Source organism: Streptomyces barkulensis, assembly GCF_002843305.1.
GTDB classification, from domain to species: Bacteria; Actinomycetota; Actinomycetes; order Streptomycetales; family Streptomycetaceae; genus Streptomyces; species Streptomyces barkulensis.
On sequence record NZ_PGSG01000090.1, the window covers coordinates 136061 to 157555 of the forward strand.

The window sequence follows — 21495 nt, forward strand, 5'->3', positions numbered from 1 at the left end:
GTCGGTGGGATGGTGTGCGATGTGGCGGGCTCTACGTCCAGCCTAGACACCTCTCGTGCAGGATGGAGCCTGCGCAGGTCGTACCCACAGACAACCGCGGGAGACACCGGGTGAGTTCCCAGGAGCCAAACGTTCGCGGTCCGCGTAACGGATCCGCAGGGTCCGTCGTCGCGGTCACCGGCGCCGCATCGGGGGTCGGCGCGCTGCTCACCGAGCGGCTCGTCGCCTCCCCCGAGGTGGGGCGGGTCATCGCGCTCGACGAGCGCCGCGGCGCGGTGGACGGCGCGCGGTGGCACGTCCTGGACGTGCGGGACCCGGCCATCGCCGACCGGCTGCGCGGTGACGGCGAGCCGGTGGACACCGTGGTCCACCTCGCCCTCGACCTGGACCTGGAGACCGACCCCGCCGCGCGTACCGCCTACAACGTGCGCGGCACCCAGACCGTGCTGACCGCGGCCGCCGCCGCGGGCGTGCGCCGGGTGGTGCTGTGCACCTCGGCGATGGTCTACGGGGCCCTGCCCGACAACGACGTGCCGCTGGCCGAGGACGCGGAGCTGCGGGCGACCGCCGAGGCCACCGGGGTGGGCGACCTGCTGGAGATCGAACGCCTCGCCCGGCGCGCCCCCCGCGCGCACCCGGGGCTGAACGTCACGGTCGTGCGTCCCACCGTCCTGGTCGGCGGCACCGACACCGCCCTGACCCGCTACTTCGAGTCCCCGCGACTGCTGGTCGTGGCCGGCTCCCGGCCCTGCTGGCAGTTCTGCCACGTCGAGGACCTGGCCGGCGCCCTGGAGTACGCGGCGCTGGAGAAGGTGGAGGGCGAGCTGGCGGTCGGCTGCGACGGCTGGCTGGAGCAGGAGGAGGTCGAGGAGCTGTCCGGCATCCGCCGCATGGAGCTGCCCTCCGCCGTCGCGCTCGGCGCCGCCTCCCGGCTCCACCGCCTGGGGCTGACGCCCTCCCCGGCCGGTGACCTGGCGTACACCATGCACCCCTGGGTGGTCAGCGGCTCCCGGCTGCACGAGGCGGGCTGGCGGCCGAAGTGGACCAACGAGGAGGTGCTGGCCGCGCTGCTGGAGGAGGCGGCCGGGCGCCACGCGGTCGCGGGCCGCCGCCTGGGCCGCAAGGACGCCACGACGCTCGGCGCCGCGGGCGCGACCGTCGCCCTGGTGGGCACCGCGGCCCTGGTCCGGCGTGCCCGCAAGGCCCGCCGCCGGGTGTGACGCCGCAGGGCGGCACCGGTGTGTCGGCGGGCCGCCGCCGCGCGTCCGCGCCCGTACGGCACCATGACCCCATGGCACAGACGTACGACCACCCCGGGGAGCGGGCGGCGCCCGACCCGATCCGCCTCCTGGCGATCCGCGACACCCCGCTCTCCGTGGACGAGGTCCTCACGGCCGTCGGCGACGCCTCGGCGGGCGGTACCGCGCTGTTCGCGGGCACCGTGCGCGACCACGACGGGGGCGCGGGGGTGACCGGGCTCGGCTACTCCTGCCACCCCACGGCCGTCGCCGAGCTCCGCCGGGTCGCGGAGGAGGTCGCGGAGGCCTTCCCCGTACGGGCGCTCGCCGCGGTCCACCGGGTGGGGGACCTGTCGGTCGGCGATCTGGCCGTGGTCGTCGCCGTCTCCTGCGCGCACCGCGCCGAGGCGTTCGAGGCGTGCCGCCGGCTGATCGACGACCTGAAGCACCAGGTGCCGATCTGGAAGCACCAGACCTTCGCGGACGGCACCGAGGAGTGGGTGGGGGCCTAGGGACCGGCCGGAGGGAACCGGCCGGAGCTCGCCGGTGCGTCTTCCGGGCGGCCGTGCCGGGGCCGCGCGGGGTGTGCCGCGTCGGCGGCCGGGAACAGTCCCCGCAGAGCCGGCGCCGAGGAGCGGGCGGTTTCCCGGGGCGCGGAGTTGCGGAAGGGCACCCCTGCCGGAACGGTTGACTCATCCGGGATCTAGTCTGCTCATAGGCCGTATCTCCGGCGCACTCGAGGATCGGGAGGTCACTGTGGCGGCACTCGCCTGGTTGCTGATTCCGTTCGTCGCCGCGGTCGGGGCGGCCGTGTGGTCCGTGTGGGCCTCGCGCAAACCCAGCGGTTTCGGGGACGCCGACGGGGTCGCCGGATACGAGGCCTTCCGTGCGGCCATGGAACGTCCGCACGGCCACGGGACGGGCCGGGAGGACTCCGCCGCCATGTCCCGTACGACCCCGGACGGCCGGGCCCCCGCAGCCGACTGACGCGCGGTTCCCGTACTGTCGTGCCATGCCACGCCGGACCGCGACGATGCTCACCTCGACCCTGCTGCTCATAGCCGTGCTCTGCGCCGCGGTCCTGATCAGGGTGCCGTACGCCGAGATGTCACCGGGCCCCACCGTCAACACGCTCGGCGAGCACGACGGCGAACCGGTGCTGAGCATCGAGGGCAGGAAGACCTACGAGCCGTCCGGGCATCTGAACATGACCACCGTCCGCGTCACCGGCGCCGACTACCGGATGAACCTCGTGGAGGCCGTCTACGGCTGGCTGGCCGGGGACAGCGCCGTCGTCCCGCACGAGACCCTCTACCCCGACGACAAGTCGGCCGAGGAGGTGCGCGAGGAGAACGCCGAGGAGTTCACCCAGTCGCTGGAGAGCGCCAAGGTCGCCGCCCTGCGGGAGCTGGAGGTCCCGGTCGGCGAGCGGGTGGTCGTCGCCTCCGTGGTCAGGGGCGGGCCGGCCGAGGACCGGCTGCACGCCGGGGACGTGATCACGGCCGTGGACGGCGAGGCGGTGAAGCAGCCGGGAGACGTCGCCGAGCTGGTGACCGAGCACGAGCCCGGCGAGGACGTGGTCTTCACCGTCGTTCCGGCCAAGGCCGCCCGGGCGGCCGAGAAGACGGGCGAGGAGCCCACCGGCTTCCGGAAGGTCGCCGTCACCACCGGTGAGGCCGACGACGACGGGCGGGCCGTCGTCGGAATCCGGGCGGGACTCGACCACACCTTCCCGTTCGAGATAGACATCGAGCTGGCCGACGTCGGAGGTCCCAGCGCCGGGCTGATGTTCGCCCTCGGCATCATGGACAAGCTCACCCCCGGCGATCTCACCGGCGGCGAGTTCGTGGCCGGTACGGGCACCATCGACGGCGAGGGGCGGGTCGGCCCGATCGGCGGCATAGGGATGAAGACCATCGCCGCCCGGGACAAGGGCGCCGAGTACTTCCTCACCCCCGAGGACAACTGCGCGGGCGCCGCCCGCGACGTCCCCGAGGGCCTGACCCTGGTGAAGGTCGGCACGATCGACGACGCCCTGGGCGCCCTGGAGGACATCAGGGAGGGGGAGACGGCCGGCCTGCCGCGGTGCACGGCGGGCTGACCCCCTCCCCTCCCGCGGGCGCCCTCCCGGCGGGCACCCGTCCGCGGCCTCCGCCGCGGGCCGGCCGTCAGTCGCCGAAGGTCGCGGCCAGCGCCTCGGTGAGCCCGGGCACCAGATCCGGGCCGGTCAGCACCTCGGTCGGCGAGTCCTTCTCGCGCAGCCGCAGCGCGGACTCCCGTGCGCCGTCGCGCAGCACCGCCACGGTCATCCGGACCTCCTGGCGCTCGGGGTGCTCGGCCACCCAGCGGGCCAGCCGCTCCTCGGCGCCCTCCTCCTGGAGGTTCTCGGGAACGGACGCCTCCGCCGAGGGCGGCAGCATCAGCCGCTCCACCGTCATCGCGCATCCGGAGACCGCGTCGGGCCAGGCGATGGTGCCGAGGAACTCGTCCAGAGGGATCCCGGCGGGCAGCTCGTCCTGCTCGACCGGGGTGAGGGGGGCCGGGGCGGGGGTCTCGCCGCCCTGCCGCTCCTCACCCTCCAGTCCGAGCTGCTCGGCCAGGGCGGGTTCCTCGGTGCGCAGCCGGTCGGTGTCGACCAGGGCGAACAGTCGGGCGGGCTGGTCCCAGCCCAGGCCCGCGACGTACTCGTCGATCTCGAGCACGGCACGGGTCAGCGGGCTGGCGGCCACGGGTGTGCCGTCGATTGGAAGGTTGTTCATCCTCATATCGTGCCGCTGAACCCCCCGGGACCGGGAACCGGGTAAAGGTTCAGTAAGTTGCATGGGTGGGGCCCTAGCATTCGGGGCCAGTCCCATCCGCTGCGATTCTCGAGGTGCGCACCTTGGCTTTCCAGATGCCGGACCGGGGCCCGGGCGGGCCCTCAGGACCACGGATCAGTGTCGGCAGGCCCTCCAGGCGCGCCAAGACCCTGCTCATGACGGTGGGGGCGCTGGCCGTGCTGGCCATGCTCTTCGTCATGTTCGCGGGGTTCTGGACCGACTGGCTGTGGTATCGCTCGGTCCGATACACCACCGTCTTCACCACCACCCTGTGGACCAAGATCGGCATGTTCGCCGTCTTCGGTCTGCTGATGGCCGCGGCCGTCGGCTTCAACATCTGGCTGGCCCACCGCCTGCGGCCCCCGCTGAGCGCGATGTCGCTGGAGCAGCAGAGCCTGGACCGTTACCGGATGGGCATCGCCCCGTACAAGAAATGGGTACTCCTCGGGGTCACCGCGCTGGTGGGACTGATCGCCGGCGCGTCGGCGGCCGGCCAGTGGCGCACCTGGCTGATGTGGGTGAACGCCGTCCCGTTCGGCACCGCCGACCCGCAGTTCGGCAAGGACGTGGCGTTCTACGCGTTCGACCTGCCCTGGTACCGCTTCCTGCTGAGCTTCGGCTTCGCGGCCGCGGTGCTCTCCCTGCTGGCCGCCGCGCTGGTGCACTACCTCTACGGAGGGCTGCGCCTGACCACCCCGGGCGCCCGCGCGACGTCCCAGGCCACCGGCCACCTGTCGGTGCTGCTCGGCGTCTTCGTGGCGCTCAAGGCGGTGGCGTACTGGCTCGACCGCTACGGCCTGGCGGTGAAGTCCGGCGACTTCAAGGCGACGGACAACTGGACGGGACTGCGGTACGTCGACGCCAACGCCTACCTCCCGGCGAAGACGATCCTGTTCTTCATCGCCGCCATCTGCGCGGTGCTCTTCTTCGCCACCCTGTGGCGGCGCACCTGGCAGCTGCCGGTGATCGGCTTCGGCCTGATGGTCCTCTCGGCGATCCTGATCGGCGGCCTCTACCCGGCGATCGTGCAGAAGTTCCAGGTCCAGCCGAACGAGCAGGCCAAGGAGGCGCCGTACATCAAGAAGAACATCGACGCCACCCGTGACGCCTACGACATCGACGACTCCAAGGTCTCGAACTACTCGGGGGAGAGCGAGGCGAGCAACGAGGAGTTGCGGGAGGCGGCCGACACCACCGCCAGCATCCGGCTGCTCGACCCGAACGTCGTCTCGCCCAGCTTCCAGCAGCTCCAGCAGGTCCGCAGCTACTACCAGTTCCCGGCCACCCTGGACGTGGACAGGTACTCCACCGAGGACGGCGCGGAGCAGGACACCGTCGTCGGTCTGCGCGAGATCAACATCAACGGCATCACCGAGCGCAACTGGATCAACGACCACTTCAAGTACACCCACGGCTTCGGCATGGTGGCCGGCAAGGGCACCGAGGTGGCCTCGACCGGGGCGCCGGCCTTCATCGAGAAGAACCTCCCGCCGGAGGGCGAGCTCGCCGAGGACGGCTACGAGCCGCGGGTCTACTACGGCGAGAAGACCACGCAGTACTCCATCGTCGGCGGCCCGCAGAAGGAACTGGACTACATCGCCGGCAGCGAGGAGAAGACCTACAGCTACAAGGGCGACAGCGGGGTCAGCCTGGGCAGCATCGCCAACCGCGCGGCGTACGCGGTGACCTTCAACGAGCCGCAGATCCTCTACTCGGGCGCGATCGGCGAGGGCTCGCGGGTCCTGTACAACCGCACGCCCAAGGAGCGCGTCGAGGCGGTGGCCCCCTGGCTGACCATCGACGGCGACCCCTACCCGGCGGTGGTGGGGGACCGCATCCAGTGGATCGTGGACGCCTACACCACGACCAACCAGTACCCCTACTCCTCCCGCACCACCCTGGGCGAGACCACGGCCGACGCGCTGACCGACGGCCAGCGGGCGGTCATCGCCCAGCAGAACCGGGTCAACTACATCCGCAACTCGGTCAAGGCGACCGTGGACGCCTACTCGGGCGAGGTGAAGCTCTACGAGTGGGACGAGCGGGACCCGGTGCTGAAGACCTGGACGAAGGCCTTCCCCGGCACGGTCGAGCCGAAGAGCGAGATCGACGAAGAGCTGATGGACCACTTCCGCTACCCGCAGGACCTGTTCAAGGTCCAGCGCGAGCTGCTGACGCGCTACCACGTCACCAGCGCGAGCCAGTTCTACAGCGGCAGTGAGCGCTGGCAGGTGCCGGACGACCCGACGCAGAAGGGCAACGCGGTCCCGCCGTACTACCTGAGCATGAAGATGCCGGACCAGGAGGAGCAGACCTTCTCCCTGACCACGACCTTCAACCCCAGCGGCCGTGAGACGCTCGGCGCCTTCATGGCGGTCAACGCCGACGCCCGCAGCGACGACTACGGGACCATCAGGATCCTGAAGCTGCCCTCCAACACCACGGTGTCCGGCCCGCAGCAGGTGCAGAGCCGGTTCAACTCCGACACCGACATCGCCAACGAGATCAACATCCTCAGGCGCGGTGACTCGGAGGTCGAGTACGGCAACCTGCTCACGGTGCCGCTGGAGGGCGGCCTGCTCTACGTCGAGCCGGTCTACGTCCGCGGCGCCGGCACCAACTACCCGCTGCTGCGCAAGGTGCTGGTGACCTACGGCGAGGAGACCGCCTTCGAGGACACCCTCGGCGAGGCGCTGAACTCCGTCTTCGGGGTCGAGGGCACCGAGGAGCCGCCCCCGGGCGAGGAGGAGACCACTCCGCCGCCCGCGGAGGGCTCTGAGGACCCGACGGTCCAGGAGGCCCTCCAGGACGCCCAGGAGGCGTTCGAGGCGGGTCAGGAGGCGCTGGGCAACCAGGACTGGGACGCCTACGGCCAGGCCCAGCAGGATCTGGAGGACGCGCTCGAGCGGGCCGCCGAGGCACAGGAGTCGGCGGGCGGCGACGGCGGCTCCGACGGCGAGAACTCCGACGGCAAGAACTCCGACAACGACGAGGGACGCAAGGAAGAGTGAACCGGTGGTGAGCGAGCTCCCTCCGCGCCGTGGTAAGGTTGTGAACACAACGGCGCGGGGTGGAGCAGCTCGGTAGCTCGCTGGGCTCATAACCCAGAGGTCGCAGGTTCAAATCCTGTCCCCGCTACTGACGAAGAAGGACCCGGAGTCACTGACTCCGGGTCCTTCTTCATGCCCTGGGCATGGGAGAAGAGAGGCGCGTGGTAGCGCTTTGCGTTTGGATGGTAGCTGTATCGGGAAGTCGACAAAACGCTGAAGTGACTTCCTTGGCGGCGGTATACCAGATGTACGCGGGTTGCGGGTGGTGCGACGATGGGCCTCATGGGGGACAAGGCGAGGGATGAGGGTACGGGGGGCGGTGTGAGCCGCACGGACCTCCGGGACCACCGCGACACGGACGCCATCAGCGCGCTCGGTGCCCGGCTGCTGCGCCGGGGCGACCTTGAGGGGGCCGAGCCGTATCTGCGCGCCGCCACCGCCGCCGGCGACCGCGCCGCCGCGAACAACCTGGGGGTCCTGCTCCACCAGCTCGGCCAGGCCGAGGAGGCCGCCGGCTGGTGGCGGGTCGCGGCCGTCGCGGGTTCGGCGGCCGCCGCCCACTCCCTGGGCCGCCACCACCGCGAGCGCGGCGACGAGACGGCCGCCGAGTACTGGCTGCGGCAGTCCGCGGAGTCCGGCCACCCCCTCGGCGCGTACGCCCTCGCCGACCTGCTGGAGCACCGGGGCGAGGACGGCGCCGAGGAGTGGTTCCGGGCCGCCGCCGAGCGCGGTCACCGCGAGGCGTCCTACCGCATCGCGCGGATTCTGGCGCGCCGTCAGGAGGGTGGCGCCGAGGCCGAGCAGTGGTACCGCCAGGCCGCGGCGCGCGGCCACCGGCGTGCCGCTCTGCGGCTGGGCACGCTCCTGGAGGAGCGCGGCGAACTGCGGGAGGCGGCCCGCTGGTATCTGACGGCGGCCAAGGACGGGGAGGCGCGCGCCGCGCGTGCCCTGGGCTTCCTGCTGCGCGACGCGGGCGACACCGACAGCGCCGCCGAGTGGTGGCGCCGTGCGGCCCAGGACGGCGACGGCAGCGCGGCCAACGCCCTGGGCGCACTGCACGCCGAGCGGGGCGAGCGGCAGACCGCGGAACGCTGGTACCGCGCCGCGCTGGAGGCGGGCGACATCAACGGCGCCTTCAACCTCGCGCTGCTGTGCGCCGCCGAGGACCGCACCGCCCAGGCCGAGCAGTGGTACCGCCGCGCCGCCTACGCCGGGCACCGCGAGGCCGCCAACGCGCTGGCCGTGCTGCTGCTCCAGCGCGGCGACGCGGCGGGGGCGGAGCCGTGGTTCTCCAAGGCCGCCGAAGCGGGCAGCGTGGACGCCGCGTTCAACCTCGGCATCCTGCACGCGGGCCGCGGCGAGGAGGAGGCCGCCCGGCAGTGGTACGAGCAGGCGGCCGCGGCCGGCCACACCGAGGCGGCGCTCCAGGTGGGCATCGCGCTGCTGCGCGAGGGCGACACCCACACCGCCGAGCGGCATCTGCGCCGCGCGGCCGGCGGCGGCAGCGTGGAGGGCGCCTTCCGGCTGGCGGCGCTGCTGGAGCGCCAGGCCCCGACGGCCGACGCCCTGGACGCGCACGGTCCGCCGGCCGAGTACGAGGAGTGGTACGAGCGGGCCGCCGAGCAGGGGCACCGGCGGGCACAGGTACGGCTGGGCATGTGCGCGGCGGCGCGCGGCGACGTGGTCCGGGCCGCGCACTGGTACCGGGTCGCGGCGGAGGCGGGCAGCAGCAACGGCGCCTTCAACCTCGGGCTGCTGCTGGCCCGTGAGGGCAGTGAGCCGGAGGCCGCCCTGTGGTGGACGCGTGCGGCCGAGGCGGGCCACGGCCGGGCCGCTCTGCGCCTGGCGCTGCTGAACGCCCGGCGCGGTGAACTGGCCGCCGGGCGTCACTGGTGCGCCCGTGCGGTCGAGCTGGGGCCGCCGGAGGTCGCCGACCGTGCCGCGCGGCTGAGCGAGGCCCTCCACGAGGAGCTGACGGCCTGAGAGGCGGGCACGGTCGCGGGCGGTCGCGGGGTGCCCTCGCGGTTTGCGTTGATCGCCGCGGTGGGTTAAGGTTGTGAACACAACGACGCGGGGTGGAGCAGCTCGGTAGCTCGCTGGGCTCATAACCCAGAGGTCGCAGGTTCAAATCCTGTCCCCGCTACTGATGGGCCGGAGCCCGGATCCGAATCAAGGATCCGGGCTCCGGCCGTTTTGGCGTATCCGCAAGGAGGGGGGAGACGCGGTCCCCGGGAGTTCCGGGCGCGTCAGGCGGAGGCGCAGGAGGGGCACAGCCCCCGGTAGGTGACCGTCGCATCGCCGAGAGTGAACCCGTAGCGTTCTTTCTCGGGGAGCAGGGCGAGCGGATCGCCGGAGGGGCGGACGTCGCGGATCACGCCGCACCGCGAGCACACCAGGTGCTGGTGGGAGTGGTGAGCGTTCGGGTCGTACCGCTTGGCGCGGCCGTCCGTGCTGACCTCGATCACCTCGCCGATCGAGACCAGCTCGCCGAGGGTGTTGTAGACGGTGGCGCGGGAGATCTCCGGCAGTTTCTCGGTCGCGCGCGCGTGCACCTCGTCGGCGGTGTAGTGGACATGCTCACCATCGAGGACCTCGGCGACCACCCGCCGCTGGGCGGTCAGCCGCCAGCCGCGATCCCGGAGACGTTGTAGCAGGTCACTCATGTTTCCACCTTAGCAGTGCGTGTCCATGGCCGGATCGTGTCAGCTCTTCGCCATCTTCTTGACTTAGACAATGTCCAATGTAGGATCGCGTTCGGCTCAAGCCAAGGGGACAGGACAGATTCAGGAGGCGCATGTGACTGCCCAGATCGAGAACACCGGGCCGCTGACCACGGAGGCCGGTGCTCCCGTCGCGGACAACCAGAACAGCGAGACCGCCGGTTCGGGCGGCCCGGTCCTGGTCCAGGACCAGCTCCTGCTGGAGAAGCTCGCCCACTTCAACCGCGAGCGCATCCCCGAGCGGGTCGTCCACGCCCGCGGCGCGGGCGCCTACGGCACCTTCACCGTCACCGCCGACGTGACGAAGTACACCCGGGCGAAGTTCCTCTCCGAGATCGGCAAGGAGACCGAGGTCTTCCTGCGCTTCTCGACGGTCGCCGGCAACCTGGGGGCGGCCGACGCGGTGCGCGACCCGCGCGGCTTCGCGGTGAAGTTCTACACCGAGGAGGGCAACTACGACCTCGTCGGCAACAACACCCCGGTGTTCTTCATCAAGGACGCCATCAAGTTCCCCGACTTCATCCACACCCAGAAGCGCGACCCGTACACCGGCTCCCAGGAGGCCGACAACGTCTGGGACTTCTGGGGCCTGAGCCCGGAGTCCACGCACCAGGTGACCTGGCTCTTCGGCGACCGCGGCATCCCGGCCTCGTACCGCCACATGGACGGCTTCGGGTCGCACACCTTCCAGTGGAACAACGAGGCGGGCGAGGTCTTCTGGGTCAAGTACCACTTCAAGACCGACCAGGGCATCAAGTGCCTCACCCAGGACGAGGCCGACCTCCTGGCGGGCAAGGACCCCGACAGCCACCAGCGCGACCTGCGCGAGTCCATCGAGCGCGGCGACTTCCCGAGCTGGACCGTCGGCGTCCAGATCATGCCGGCGGCCGAGGCGGCGAACTACCGCTTCAACCCGTTCGACCTGACCAAGGTCTGGCCGCACGCGGACTACCCGGTCATCGAGATCGGCAAGCTGGAGCTGAACCGCAACCCGCAGAACATCTTCGCCGAGGTCGAGCAGTCGATCTTCTCCCCGCACCACTTCGTGCCGGGCATCGGCCCCTCCCCGGACAAGATGCTCCAGGGCCGGCTGTTCGCCTACGGCGACGCGCACCGCTACCGGGTGGGCATCAACGCCGACCACCTGCCGGTGAACCGCCCGCACGCCGCCGAGGCCCGCAGCCACGGTCGGGACGGCTTCATGTACGACGGCCGCCACGGCGGGGCGAAGAACTACGAGCCCAACAGCTTCGGCGGTCCGAACGAGACCGGCCGCGCGCTGTGGCAGCCGGTCCCGGTCGCCGGGACCACCGGTGACATCCCCGCGCCCTCGCACGCCGAGGACAACGACTTCGTCCAGGCGGGCAACCTCTACCGCCTGATGACGGAGGAGGAGAAGGGGCGCCTGATCGACAACCTGGCCGGCTTCATCTCGAAGGTCTCGCGCGACGACATCGTCAAGCGGGCCATCGAGAACTTCCGCCAGGCCGACGAGGACTACGGCAGGAGGCTGGAGGCCGCGGTCAAGGCCCTGCGCGGCTGACCCATCGGCTCCTCGCCGTACGAACCCGGAGGGACCGGACGCCAGTGGGCTCCGGTCCCTCCGGTGCGTCGCAGGGCGTGTTCCGGGGTGCGCCGAGAGGCGTGTCCCCGGCCGCCCTCAGGCGGCCACCGTGCCGGCGGGCGCGGCCGGTGTGTCCCGGCGCGCCGAGGACCAGCAGCGGACGATGTCGCGCACCGACACCACCCCCACCGGCTCCCGGTCGTCGAGCACGATCAGATGGCGGAACCCGCCGAGGGTCATGGCCCGTGCGGCGTCATCCAGGGTCCAGCCGGGGGCGGCGAAGACCACGTCGGTGGTGGTGTGCAGATGCGCGGGCTCCCGGTCGGGGTCCTGCCCGGCCCCCACGGAGTTGAGGATGTCGCGTTCGGTGAGGATGCCGACGCCGCCGGCGTCCGGGTCGAGGACGACGGCCGCGCCGACCCGCCGGGCGGACATCAGCCGGGCGGCCTGGCGGAGGGTGTGGGCGGGGCCGATGGTGAGAACCACTGTGCTCATGGCGTCACGGACGAGGGTGGTCATGACGGTTGGTGCCACCTCCTTGGTGAACCCCCGCACTGGAGAAGGGATTCACAAGCTCACAAGCGGGCGGATTCTCATGTTCACATGCCGCGGGAGCCGCAACAAGGGGCGTGCGGAGGCGGATTGACCTGGATTCAGCGGCGTGCTCAGTCCCCGATGTAGGCGAGCAGATCCTCGTGGAGCAGCCCGTTGGAAGCCGCCGCGTTCCCACTGTGCGGACCCTCGCGCCCGTCCAGACCGGTGAAGGAGCCGCCCGCCTCCTGCACGACGATCGCGTTCGCCGCCATGTCCCACAGCGACAGCTCCGGCTCCGCGCACATGTCCACCGACCCCTCGGCGACCATCATGTACGGCCAGAAGTCGCCGTAGCCACGGGTGCGCCAGCAGTCCCGGGTCAGGTCGAGGAAGCCGCCGAGCCTGCCGCGCTCCTCCCAGCCGCCGAGCGAGGAGAACGCGAACGAGGCGTCCTGCACCCGGGCCACCCGCGAGACCGACAGCCGGGTCGCGGACGTCAGACTGCGGCCGGTGTACGCGCCGGCGCCCAGCGCCGCCCACCAGCGCCGGTTCAGGGCCGGGGCCGACACCACGCCGACCACCGGCCGGTCGCCCTCCTCGGTCCGCTCCATCAGCGCGATCAGCGTGGCCCACACCGGGACGCCGCGCACATAGTTCTTGGTGCCGTCGATGGGGTCGATCACCCAGCGGCGCGGCCCGCGCCCCTCGCTGCCGAACTCCTCGCCCAGCACCGCGTCGCGCGGCCGTGCCCGCTGCAGGGAGGTGCGGATCAGCTCCTCGGCCGCCTTGTCGGCCTCGCTCACCGGCGTCATGTCGGGTTTGGTCTCGACCTTGAGGTCGAGGGCCTTGAACCGCTCCATCGTCGTGGCGTCGGCGGTGTCGGCCAGCACGTGGGCGAGACGCAGGTCATCGTGGTAGTCGGGCATGAACGAACAGTATCCAGCGGCGCGGGCGGCCAGCCACAGGGGAGTGGCCAACCGGGTGTGCGGCCGTACCCCCGCGGCGGTGAGGCGGTGCGAGGCGTCTTGACACCCTCCGCCACCGCGCCGATGCTGTGCGCGACCCGCCGTGTCCGGGGAGGCGCTGATGACCTCGGTGACGCCCTCTGCCGAAGACCCCGCCGAAGACTTCCCCGGGGGACCGGCCCGGCCGCCCACGGCGCGCCAGGCCCTGCTGCGCGCCGCCCGCGCCGAACTCCACGACAGACCGTGGCCCCGGGTCCGCATGGTCGAGGTCGCCGCGGCGGCCGGCTTCTCCCGCCAGACCCTCTACAGCGAGTTCGGCTCCAAGGACGGGCTCGGCGCGGCTCTGGTGGCCCGTGAACTGGAGGTCCTCCTCGACCGCTCCGCCCGTGCCGCGCGGCTGGCGGCCCGGTCGGCTTCCGGCCCGGCCACCGACCCCGTCGCGGGCTGCGCCGCGGCCGCCGTCTCGGTGGTGCGTGCCGCATGCCGCGACCCGCTGGTGCGCGCCGCACTCACCGGCTGCTGGGATTCCCGGCTGCCGCCGCCCGGGCCGGAGGCGGACCGGGCGGCGGCGGGACTGCGCGACCGTACCGCCGCCGCGCTGGTGTCCGCGGGGGCCACCGCCGACGGCGCGACCGGACCCGCCGCGCTGCGCCACGCCTGCGAGGTCGGCCTGCGGCTGGCGCTGTCCTACGTCGTCGCGCCCTGTGACGGCCCGCCCGAGGCGACCGAGGAGGCCGCGGGTACCCATGTCACCCAGGTGCTGCGGGCGCTGCTCCACTGATCCCCGGGGGCGGTCCGGGGCGGCGTACAGCGGTCAGTCGCCCTCCCGGCGCTCCCGTGTGGCCAGCAGACGGCGCAGGGAGAACAGCCGGGCCGGGTCCGCGTGGCCGTCGGCGACCCAGGAGTCCAGCGCGCAGTCCGGCTCGTCGTGGCCGCAGGCGCGCGGACAGCCGGCCGTGCCCGGCTCCAGGTCCGGGAAGGCGTGGATCACCCGGGACGGGTCGATGTGGTTCAGACCGAAGGACCGCACACCCGGGGTGTCGATCACCCAGCCGCCCCCCGGCACCGGCGGGAAGGAGACCTCGCCGGGCAGCGGCAGCGCCAGGGCCGAGGTCGTGGTGTGGCGGCCGCGCCCGGTGACCGCGTTGACGTGGCCCGTCGCCCGCCTGCGGTCGGGCGGGACGAGCGCGTTGACCAAGGTGGTCTTGCCGACTCCGGAATGGCCCACGAAGGCGGTGGTCCGGCCCCACAGGAACTCGCGAACCCGGTCGGCGGCGGCGCCGTCGGCCAGTTCGTCGCGGTCGGTCACCACATGCCGCACCCCCAGCGGGGCGTACGTCTCCAGCAGCGTGTCGGGTGGCGCCAGGTCCGACTTGGTGAGGACCAGCAGCGGTTCCAGGCCCGCGTCGTAGGCGGCCACCAGACAGCGGTCGATCAGCCGGGGGCGGGGCTCGGGGTCGGCCAGGGCGGTGACGATGGCGAGCTGGTCGGCGTTGGCGACGACGACCCGTTCGTAGGGATCGTTGTCGTCGGCGGTGCGCCGCAGCACCGAGGAACGCTCCTCGACCCGCACGATCCGCGCCAGGGTGTCCCTGGCCCCCGACAGATCGCCGACGACCGCCACCCGGTCGCCGACCACGGCGCCCTTGCGGCCCAGCTCGCGGGCCTTCATGGCGGTGATCGTGCGGCCGTCCACCAGACAGGTGATCCGGCCCCGGTCGACGGTCAGGACGAAGCCGGGAGCGGCGTCCTCGTGCTTGGGCCGGATGCTGGTGCGCGGGCGGCTGCCCCGGCGGCCCGGACGGATCCGGATGTCGTCCTCGTCTGTGTGCTTGCCGTAGCGGCGCATGGCCGGTCTCGCCTCTTACCCTCTGTCCCCGTCCCCTTCGAGGTCCCCTTCGAGTGCTCCTTCGAGCATGGCGCTCCACAGCTCTGGGAAGTCGGGCAGGGTCTTGGCGGTCGTCGCGACGTTCTCCACCTCCACACCCCCGACGACCAGGCCGAGCACCGCGCCCGCCGTGGCCAGCCGGTGGTCCTCGTAGGTGTGGAAGATCCCGCCGCGCAGCGGGCGCGGGCGGATGACCAGCCCGTCCCCGGTCTCGGTGACGTCGCCGCCGAGCCCGTTGATCTCCTTGGTGAGCGCGGCCAGCCGGTCGGTCTCGTGCAGCCGCAGATGCGCCACGCCGCGCAGCCGCGACTCGGAGTCGGCCAGCGCCGCGACCGCCGCGATGCCGGGGGTCAGCTCGCCCACCTCGCTCAGGTCCACGTCGATGCCGTGGATCCGGCCGGTGCCGGTGAGGGTCAGACCGCGCTCGTCCAGCTCGCAGCGCCCGCCCATCTCGGTGAAGATCTCGCGCAGCGCGTCCCCGGGCTGGGTGGTGTGCGCCGGCCAGTCCGGGACGGTCACCCGGCCGCCGGTGACCAGCGCGGCGGCGAGGAACGGCTGGGCGTTGGACAGGTCGGGCTCGACGACCAGATCGCGGCCGAGCAGCGCGCCGGCCGTGACCCGCCAGACGTTCGGTTCGCCCCCGGACTCGGGGGTGTCCACCTGGGCGCCCGCGGCGCGCAGCATCTCCACCGTCATCCGGATGTGCGGCATGGACGGCAGCGGGCCGCCGGTGTGGCGGACCTCCACACCCTGGTTGAAGCGGGCGCCGGACAGCAGCAGGGCGCTGACGAACTGGGAGGACGAGGAGGCGTCGATCTCCACCGTGCCGCCGGTCAGGGAGCCGCCGCCGTGCACGGTCATCGGCAGCGCGCCGCGCCCCCCGTCGTCGATACGGGCGCCCAGCGCGCGCAGCGCGTCGATCACGCCGTGGAGGGGGCGCTCGTGGGAGCGCTTGTCGCCGTCGAAGCGGACCGGGCCGTCGGCCAGGGCGGCCACCGGCGGCAGGAAGCGCATCACGGTGCCGGCGTTGCCGACGTCCACGCTCGCGGGACCGTGCAGCCCCGCGGGGATGACGCGCCAGGCCTCGCCGCCGCCCCCGGGGCCGGCGGCGCCGGACGCGACGGGCGCGGAGTTGGAGGACACCGTCTCCTCGACGCCCACCCCCATGGCACGCAGCCCCTCGGCCATCAGCAGGGTGTCACGCGAACGCAGCGGACGGCGCAGCCAGCCGGGCTCGGAGGCGAGGGCGGCGAGCACCAGACCGCGGTTGGTGACCGACTTCGATCCGGGCACGGTGACGGTCGCGTCGACGGCGCCGGACGCGAGCGGCGCAGGCCAGAGGGCGGTGTGGTCGGTCATGGGGGCAACTTTAGTGGCTCCGGCGGGGCGGGAATCCTGACCGGACACGGAGAGGGCGCGGACGAGGGCCGCCGCATGGCGCACCACCGGGCGGGACCGGGCGGCGTCCGGGTGAGCCGGGCCGTGCGGGAGGCCGCGGGCCCCGGGCCCGCGGCGGGCACCCGCCGCGGGGGCGTCAGAGCCCCAGCAGCCACCGTCCGCCGCCGGTCAGCGAGCACAGGGCGACGGCGTGGAAGAGCAGCAGCCACAGCGGCGCGGGCGCGTTCGTCAGCCGCGCGAGCTGGTCGGCGTCGGAGTCCGGCGCCTCGCCCCGGCGCCGTTTGCCCTGGAGCTCGAAGACGGGCCGCACGCCGCCCAGCAGCAGGAACCACACCACCCCGTACGCGAACGCCGCCTGCACCTCGGTTCCGGTGAACCACGAGACCAGGAAGAACACCCCGCCGGTGAGGACGACGGTGAGCACCCCGTAGGCGTTGCGCACCATCACCAGCATCGCCAGCAGCAGCGCCGTGGCCCCCCACAGCAGCGCGGTGACGTGCCCGGCGGCCAGCAGCCACGCCCCCGCCAGGCCGAGCAGCGACGGCGCGGTGTACCCGGCGGCGGCCGTCAGCACCATTCCGATCCCGTTCGGCCGCCCCCGGGAGACGGTCAGCCCGGAGGTGTCCGAGTGCAGACGTATGCCCTCCAGCCGCCGCCCGGTCAGCAGCGCCACGATCCCGTGCCCGCCCTCATGGGCGATGGTCACCGCGTTCCGCGCCACCCGCCACGGTCCTCGCGCGGCGACGACGGCCAGGGCCACCAGCCCGGTGGCCGCCACGACCGCGAACGACGGGTCGGGCTGCGTCCCGACGACGCGGTCCCAGACCTCGGTGATGCTGTCCGTGTCCATGCCCGGCCGGCCCCTTCCCCTGCGGTCCGCCGCGTCCGCCTCGGCCTGTCGCGGCCCGTTCCGCCCCGTTCCGCCCCGTTCCGCCGCCCCGCGCGCCGTGCTCCTCCGGCCGCGAAGCGGTGCTCCGCAGTGTGTCACGGCCTCTGTGCGGAGCCCGTACGGCCGTTCACGGTGCCGCCGGCCGCACGGGCGTGGCAGGGTGGCGTACATGTGCGGACGGTATGCGGCGAGCCGATCGGCCGGTGAACTGGCCGGGCTCTTCGGAGTGGAGAAGCGGGACCCGGCCGAGGAGCTGGCGCCCGACTGGAACGTGGCCCCGACCAAGCAGGTGTACGCGGTGCTGGACCGGCCGCTGAAGGACAGCGGTGATCCGAGCCCCGTACGCCAGCTCAGGACGCTGCGCTGGGGGCTGGTGCCCTCCTGGGCGAAGTCCCCGGACGTGGGCGTGAAGATGATCAACGCACGGGCCGAGACGGTGCACGAGAAGCCCTCCTACCGCCGCCCCTTCGCCGCCCGGCGCTGTCTGCTGCCCGCCGACGGGTACTACGAGTGGGTCACCGGGACGGCCGAGCGGCAGGAGGAGGAGAAGGGCAGGCGCAAGCGGCCGCGCAAGCAGCCGTACTTCGTGACCCCCGCCGACGGCTCGGTGATGGCGATGGCCGGGCTCTACGAGTTCTGGCGGGACAGGACGCTGCCCGAGGACCACCCCAGGGCCTGGTGGTCCACCTGCACGGTGATCACCACCGAGGCGCAGAGCGAGCCGTTCGCGGGCGCCGGCGAGGAGGGGCCGCGCTCCCTGGCCGACATCCACCCCAGGATGCCGCTGGTGCTCACCCCCGACCGCTGGGACGCCTGGCTGGACCCGGCCCGCACCGACGCCGAGGACGTGCGCGGACTGCTGGTCCCGCCGCCGCCCGGGGCCATGCGGGCCTATCCGGTGCGCGGCGAGGTCAGCAACGTGCGCAACAACGGGCCCGAGCTGCTGGAGGAGCTTGACGCGCCCGAGGCCGGGACGCTGTTCTGAGCCGGTGAGCACCGACAGCACCGACAGCACCGACAGCACCGACAGCACCGACAGCACCGGAACCGGCGCGGGCACCACCGGAACCACCGAGGAGGTCGCCACGCCGGCCGGCCCGGCCCGGATCACCTGGCGGCGTGCCGCCCGGCCGCGCCTGGTCCTCGCGCTCGGACACGGCGCCGGGGGCGGGGTCGAGGCGCGGGACCTGCGGGCCCTGGCGGACGCGCTGCCCGCGCACGGCGTCTCGGTCGCCCTGGTCGAGCAGCCCTGGCGGGTGGCGGGAAGGAAGCTGGCGCCCGCACCCGGGAAGCTGGACGAGGGATGGCGGGCGGTGTGGCCCGTTCTGGAGGGGGAAGGGCTGCCGGTCGTCTCCGGGGGGCGCAGCGCCGGGGCGCGCGTGGCCTGCCGGACCGCGGCCGGACTCGGTGCGCGCGCCGTGCTCGCGCTCGCCTTCCCCCTGCACCCCCCGGGGAAGCCGGAGCGTTCCCGGGCCGGCGAGCTGCTGGAGGCGGGGGTGCGGACCCTGGTCGTCCAGGGCGGTCGCGATCCCTTCGGGCGGCCCGGGGAGTTCCCCGGGGGCACGGAGGTCGTCGAGGTGCCCGGGGGCGACCACGGCTTCGCCGTGCCGAAGCGGGCGGCACTCGGCCAGGAGGAGGCGCTCGGCGTGATCACCGGCGCGGTGCGCGAATGGCTGGCGCGGGAATGATCCTCCGCGCGGCCGTGTTGTCCTGCTGCAGGACACGTACGGACCGCACGCACGCGCGAGGAGAGGGAGTCCACCCGACATGGGTTCGATCGCATGCCCGTCCCGCCCTGTGGGTACCCGTGCCACAGCCGCCCAGGTGGACTGGGCGACACTGAGGCTCGCCGGACCCGTCGGGGACGTTCCCTTCCCGGCAGCGGAGGGGACGGACCGTCGTCTATTCTCCGGTTCGAATGGGTCCGGCAACGGACTCGAAGCCGCATCGGAGGAGGTGGGTCCGGTCGCCGCGACCGACGACGCTGCGCCCAGGGAGCCCGTGGAGACGGACGCCGAACGGAACGCGCGCTTCGAACGGGACGCCCTCGCCTTCCTGGACCAGATGTACTCCGCCGCGCTGCGCATGACGCGCAACCCCGCGGACGCGGAGGACCTGGTGCAGGAGACGTACGCGAAGGCGTACGCGTCCTTCCACCAGTTCCGCGAGGGCACCAACCTCAAGGCGTGGCTGTACCGCATCCTCACCAACACCTTCATCAACTCGTACCGCAAGAAGCAGCGCGAACCGCAGCGCAGCGCGGCCGAGGAGATCGAGGACTGGCAGCTCGCGCGCGCCGAGTCGCACATGTCGACCGGGCTGCGCTCGGCCGAGTCGCAGGCGCTGGACCGGCTGCCCGACTCGGACGTGAAGGAGGCGCTCCAGGCCATCCCCGAGGAGTTCCGGATCGCGGTCTACCTCGCGGACGTCGAGGGGTTTGCGTACAAGGAGATCGCGGACATCATGGGGACACCCATCGGCACGGTGATGTCCCGCCTGCACCGCGGTCGCCGGCAGTTGCGGGGCATGCTGGAGGACTACGCCCGCGAGCGCGGGCTGGTTCCGGCGGGTGCGAACGGCGCCGCCGCACCCGAGGAGTCGCACGACCGGAAAGGCTCGGGCTCATGAGTTGCGGAGAGCCGCACGAGACGGACTGTGCCGAGGTCCTGGACCACCTGTACGAGTACCTGGACTGCGAGATGCCCGACGGCGACCTGACGAAGTTCAGGGAGCACTTCGAGGAGTGCTCGCCGTGTCTGGAGAAGTACGGCCTGGAACAGGCCGTGAAGAAGCTGGTCAAGCGGTGCTGCGGGCACGACGAGGTGCCCGGTGGCCTGCGCTCCAAGGTGATGGGCCGCATCGAGATGATCCGTGCCGGGCAGGCCGTGCCGGAGCAGCCCGTGACGGAGCCCGGGGCGGGGCGGCCGGACCAGCCCCGCACCGCTCCCCTCGGGAGTCCGGGCGAGGCCGGCGGGGAACGGCTCTGACGGCCGCCCGGGCCGAACCCGTGTCCGCGCCGCCCCGCACCGTGCTCCGTGCCGTACGGGCGGCGTCCCGGCCGCGGTTCCGGGCGCAGTCCCGGCCGTAGTCCCGGCGCGGACGCCTCCGCGCGCCCTGTGCGCCGCGTCGGCCCGCGCCTTCGCAACATCACCCGAACGTGTTAACCCGCTCGGCTTCGACCCGGCTGTGACACGGGCGGTCGAGGGTCCCTCCGCGACGCCGTGCCGGGCGTTCCTCCGCGCCCCGGACCGCTCGGTACCCCCACGACCGACGGGTAATGAGCGCGCACCGGGGTGGGCATGGTTGGATGCGAACCGGGAACCGCGGCTGGGAGAAGATCGCGGCACGGACACCGCGGCGGGGACCGCGGGAAGACGGCCGCGAGGACGGTCGGGAGCAGCAGGCGGGAGTCAGGCGGGAACATCGTGAGGATCTTCGGCAAGGCAAGGCACCGGCCCTCCGCCGACTGGCGGGTGGTCACCGACCGCGCGTTCACGCTCATCGGTGACGGACGCTACGAGGACGCCGGCACGCTGCTGACCCGTGCCGCCGATCTGGAGCCGTGGCTGTCGGAGTCCTGGTTCAACCTCGCGCTGTTGCACAAGTTCCGGCACGACTGGGAGCAGGCGCGCGCGGCCGGACTGCGCGCCGTCGCGCTCCTGGACCGGTCGGCCGGGGCGCCCGACTGGTGGAACGTGGGCATCGCGGCCACCGCGCTGCAGGACTGGGCCCTGGCCCGGCGTGCCTGGCAGGCGTACGGCCTGCGGGTGCCGGAGACGGCGGCCGGCGGTGACGACGCCCGTACCGGCCCGCCGGCCGGCATGGACCTGGGCAGTGCCGCGGTGCGCCTGTCGCCGGAGGGCGAGGCCGAAGTGGTGTGGGGGCGGCGGCTGGACCCGGCCCGCATCGAGGTGCAGAACATCCCGCTGCCGTCCTCCGGGCGCCGCTGGGGCGAGGTGGTGCTGCACGACGGGGTGCCGCACGGCGAGCGGACCACGGCCGCGGGCCACGCCTATCCGGTCTTCGACGAGATAGAACTCTGGGCGCCCTCGCCGGTGCCCACCTGGGTGGTGCTGCTGGAGGCGGCGACCGAGACGGACCGGGACGCGCTGGAGCGGCTGGCGGCGGACGCGGGCTTCGCCGCCGAGGACTGGTCCTCGTCGGTGCGGCTGCTGTGCCGCTCCTGCTCGGAGAGCCGGATGCCCAGCGACGAGGGCGAGGGCGCCCCCCGGCACGATCCGCACGACCACAGCGTGCCCGGGCATCCGGGGCCGCTGGGGCACATGACGTCGGGAGAGCTGTGGGTGCCCGAGCGCGAGTGCGGGCTGGCGGCCCCGGCCTCCCTGGTGCGCGGGCTGCTGGACGGCTGGGTCGCCGACAGCCCGGACACCCGCGAGTGGCGGGACCTGGAAGAGGTCTGCTGATACCGG

At 73.0% G+C, this 21495-nt stretch carries 20 protein-coding genes and 2 tRNA genes; 15 read left to right on the forward strand and 7 right to left on the reverse strand.

Annotated features, from left to right (window positions below):
- Positions 1-110: 110 nt before the first annotated feature.
- The 4 genes from CUT83_RS18385 (at position 111) to CUT83_RS18400 (ending at position 3339) form a co-directional block, all read left to right on the forward strand.
- Entirely contained in the window at positions 111-1220 is a 1110-nt protein-coding gene (locus tag CUT83_RS18385) for an SDR family oxidoreductase (RefSeq protein ID WP_101256939.1), read from the forward strand.
- Between the two features lie 71 nt (positions 1221-1291).
- The gene (locus CUT83_RS18390; protein WP_101256940.1) at positions 1292-1750 is read left to right on the forward strand and encodes a molybdenum cofactor biosynthesis protein MoaE; all 459 of its coding nucleotides are present in this window, start codon (positions 1292-1294) and stop codon (positions 1748-1750) included.
- Positions 1751-1994: 244 nt separating this feature from the next.
- Positions 1995-2225, forward strand: a complete 231-nt coding sequence (locus CUT83_RS18395) for a hypothetical protein (RefSeq protein ID WP_101256941.1) — start codon at positions 1995-1997, stop codon at positions 2223-2225.
- A 25-nt stretch (positions 2226-2250) separates the two neighbouring features.
- Entirely contained in the window at positions 2251-3339 is a 1089-nt protein-coding gene (locus tag CUT83_RS18400; protein ID WP_101256942.1) for a YlbL family protein, read from the forward strand.
- Between the two features lie 67 nt (positions 3340-3406).
- Here CUT83_RS18400 and CUT83_RS18405 read toward each other — a convergent pair whose 3' ends face one another.
- Positions 3407-4003: a PPA1309 family protein gene (locus CUT83_RS18405; RefSeq protein ID WP_420882416.1), complete on the reverse strand. Its 597-nt coding sequence runs from the start codon at positions 4001-4003 to the stop codon at positions 3407-3409.
- Positions 4004-4131: 128 nt separating this feature from the next.
- On the opposite strand from CUT83_RS18405, the gene CUT83_RS18410 reads away from it, so the two are divergent.
- From CUT83_RS18410 to CUT83_RS18425, 4 genes are all read left to right on the forward strand, one after another.
- Positions 4132-7068 (forward strand): UPF0182 family membrane protein, encoded by a 2937-nt coding sequence (locus tag CUT83_RS18410; RefSeq protein WP_240957935.1) that lies wholly within the window; start codon positions 4132-4134, stop codon positions 7066-7068.
- A 53-nt stretch (positions 7069-7121) separates the two neighbouring features.
- Positions 7122-7195 (forward strand) — tRNA-Met (locus CUT83_RS18415).
- Positions 7196-7380: 185 nt separating this feature from the next.
- Entirely contained in the window at positions 7381-9090 is a 1710-nt protein-coding gene (locus CUT83_RS18420; protein WP_101256944.1) for a tetratricopeptide repeat protein, read from the forward strand.
- 86 nt (positions 9091-9176) lie between these two features.
- Positions 9177-9250, forward strand: a tRNA-Met gene (locus CUT83_RS18425).
- Positions 9251-9353: 103 nt separating this feature from the next.
- On the opposite strand, the gene CUT83_RS18430 is transcribed toward CUT83_RS18425, so the two are convergent.
- Positions 9354-9770: a Fur family transcriptional regulator gene (locus CUT83_RS18430; protein ID WP_101256945.1), complete on the reverse strand. Its 417-nt coding sequence runs from the start codon at positions 9768-9770 to the stop codon at positions 9354-9356.
- 133 nt (positions 9771-9903) lie between these two features.
- Between CUT83_RS18430 and CUT83_RS18435 the strand changes: the two genes are divergently transcribed.
- Positions 9904-11370, forward strand: coding sequence for a catalase (locus tag CUT83_RS18435; protein ID WP_101256946.1), 1467 nt, complete (start codon positions 9904-9906; stop codon positions 11368-11370).
- Between the two features lie 117 nt (positions 11371-11487).
- On the opposite strand, the gene CUT83_RS18440 is transcribed toward CUT83_RS18435, so the two are convergent.
- Both CUT83_RS18440 and hisN read right to left on the reverse strand, forming a co-directional pair.
- Positions 11488-11910 (reverse strand): CBS domain-containing protein, encoded by a 423-nt coding sequence (locus CUT83_RS18440; RefSeq protein WP_101256947.1) that lies wholly within the window; start codon positions 11908-11910, stop codon positions 11488-11490.
- Positions 11911-12056: 146 nt separating this feature from the next.
- Entirely contained in the window at positions 12057-12851 is a 795-nt protein-coding gene (gene hisN, locus CUT83_RS18445; RefSeq protein ID WP_101256948.1) for a histidinol-phosphatase, read from the reverse strand.
- Between the two features lie 160 nt (positions 12852-13011).
- Here hisN and CUT83_RS18450 point away from each other — a divergent pair, with 160 nt between their 5' ends.
- Positions 13012-13671 (forward strand): TetR/AcrR family transcriptional regulator, encoded by a 660-nt coding sequence (locus CUT83_RS18450; protein WP_101256949.1) that lies wholly within the window; start codon positions 13012-13014, stop codon positions 13669-13671.
- A gap of 33 nt (positions 13672-13704) precedes the next feature.
- On the opposite strand, the gene rsgA is transcribed toward CUT83_RS18450, so the two are convergent.
- From rsgA to CUT83_RS18465, 3 genes are all read right to left on the reverse strand, one after another.
- Positions 13705-14739 (reverse strand): ribosome small subunit-dependent GTPase A, encoded by a 1035-nt coding sequence (gene rsgA / locus CUT83_RS18455; protein WP_101256950.1) that lies wholly within the window; start codon positions 14737-14739, stop codon positions 13705-13707.
- Between the two features lie 15 nt (positions 14740-14754).
- Positions 14755-16137: a 3-phosphoshikimate 1-carboxyvinyltransferase gene (gene aroA, locus CUT83_RS18460; protein WP_101256951.1), complete on the reverse strand. Its 1383-nt coding sequence runs from the start codon at positions 16135-16137 to the stop codon at positions 14755-14757.
- Between the two features lie 175 nt (positions 16138-16312).
- The gene (locus tag CUT83_RS18465) at positions 16313-17026 is read right to left on the reverse strand and encodes a M50 family metallopeptidase (RefSeq protein ID WP_101256952.1); all 714 of its coding nucleotides are present in this window, start codon (positions 17024-17026) and stop codon (positions 16313-16315) included.
- Between the two features lie 208 nt (positions 17027-17234).
- On the opposite strand from CUT83_RS18465, the gene CUT83_RS18470 reads away from it, so the two are divergent.
- The 5 genes from CUT83_RS18470 (at position 17235) to CUT83_RS18490 (ending at position 21489) form a co-directional block, all read left to right on the forward strand.
- Positions 17235-18050 carry an SOS response-associated peptidase gene (locus CUT83_RS18470; RefSeq protein ID WP_101256953.1) on the forward strand — a complete coding sequence of 272 codons (816 nt, stop codon included), beginning with the start codon at positions 17235-17237 and terminating at the stop codon, positions 18048-18050.
- Between the two features lie 121 nt (positions 18051-18171).
- On the forward strand, positions 18172-18753 hold the full coding sequence (locus CUT83_RS18475; protein ID WP_101256984.1) for an alpha/beta hydrolase family protein: 582 nt from the start codon (positions 18172-18174) through the stop codon (positions 18751-18753).
- Positions 18754-19021: 268 nt separating this feature from the next.
- On the forward strand, positions 19022-19693 hold the full coding sequence (locus CUT83_RS18480; protein WP_165869470.1) for a sigma-70 family RNA polymerase sigma factor: 672 nt from the start codon (positions 19022-19024) through the stop codon (positions 19691-19693).
- The gene (rsrA, locus tag CUT83_RS18485; protein WP_101256954.1) at positions 19690-20052 is read left to right on the forward strand and encodes a mycothiol system anti-sigma-R factor; all 363 of its coding nucleotides are present in this window, start codon (positions 19690-19692) and stop codon (positions 20050-20052) included. Before CUT83_RS18480 ends, rsrA begins: the two co-directional genes overlap by 4 nt.
- 438 nt (positions 20053-20490) lie before the next feature.
- On the forward strand, positions 20491-21489 hold the full coding sequence (locus tag CUT83_RS18490) for a tetratricopeptide repeat protein (protein ID WP_101256955.1): 999 nt from the start codon (positions 20491-20493) through the stop codon (positions 21487-21489).
- Positions 21490-21495 lie beyond the last annotated feature (6 nt).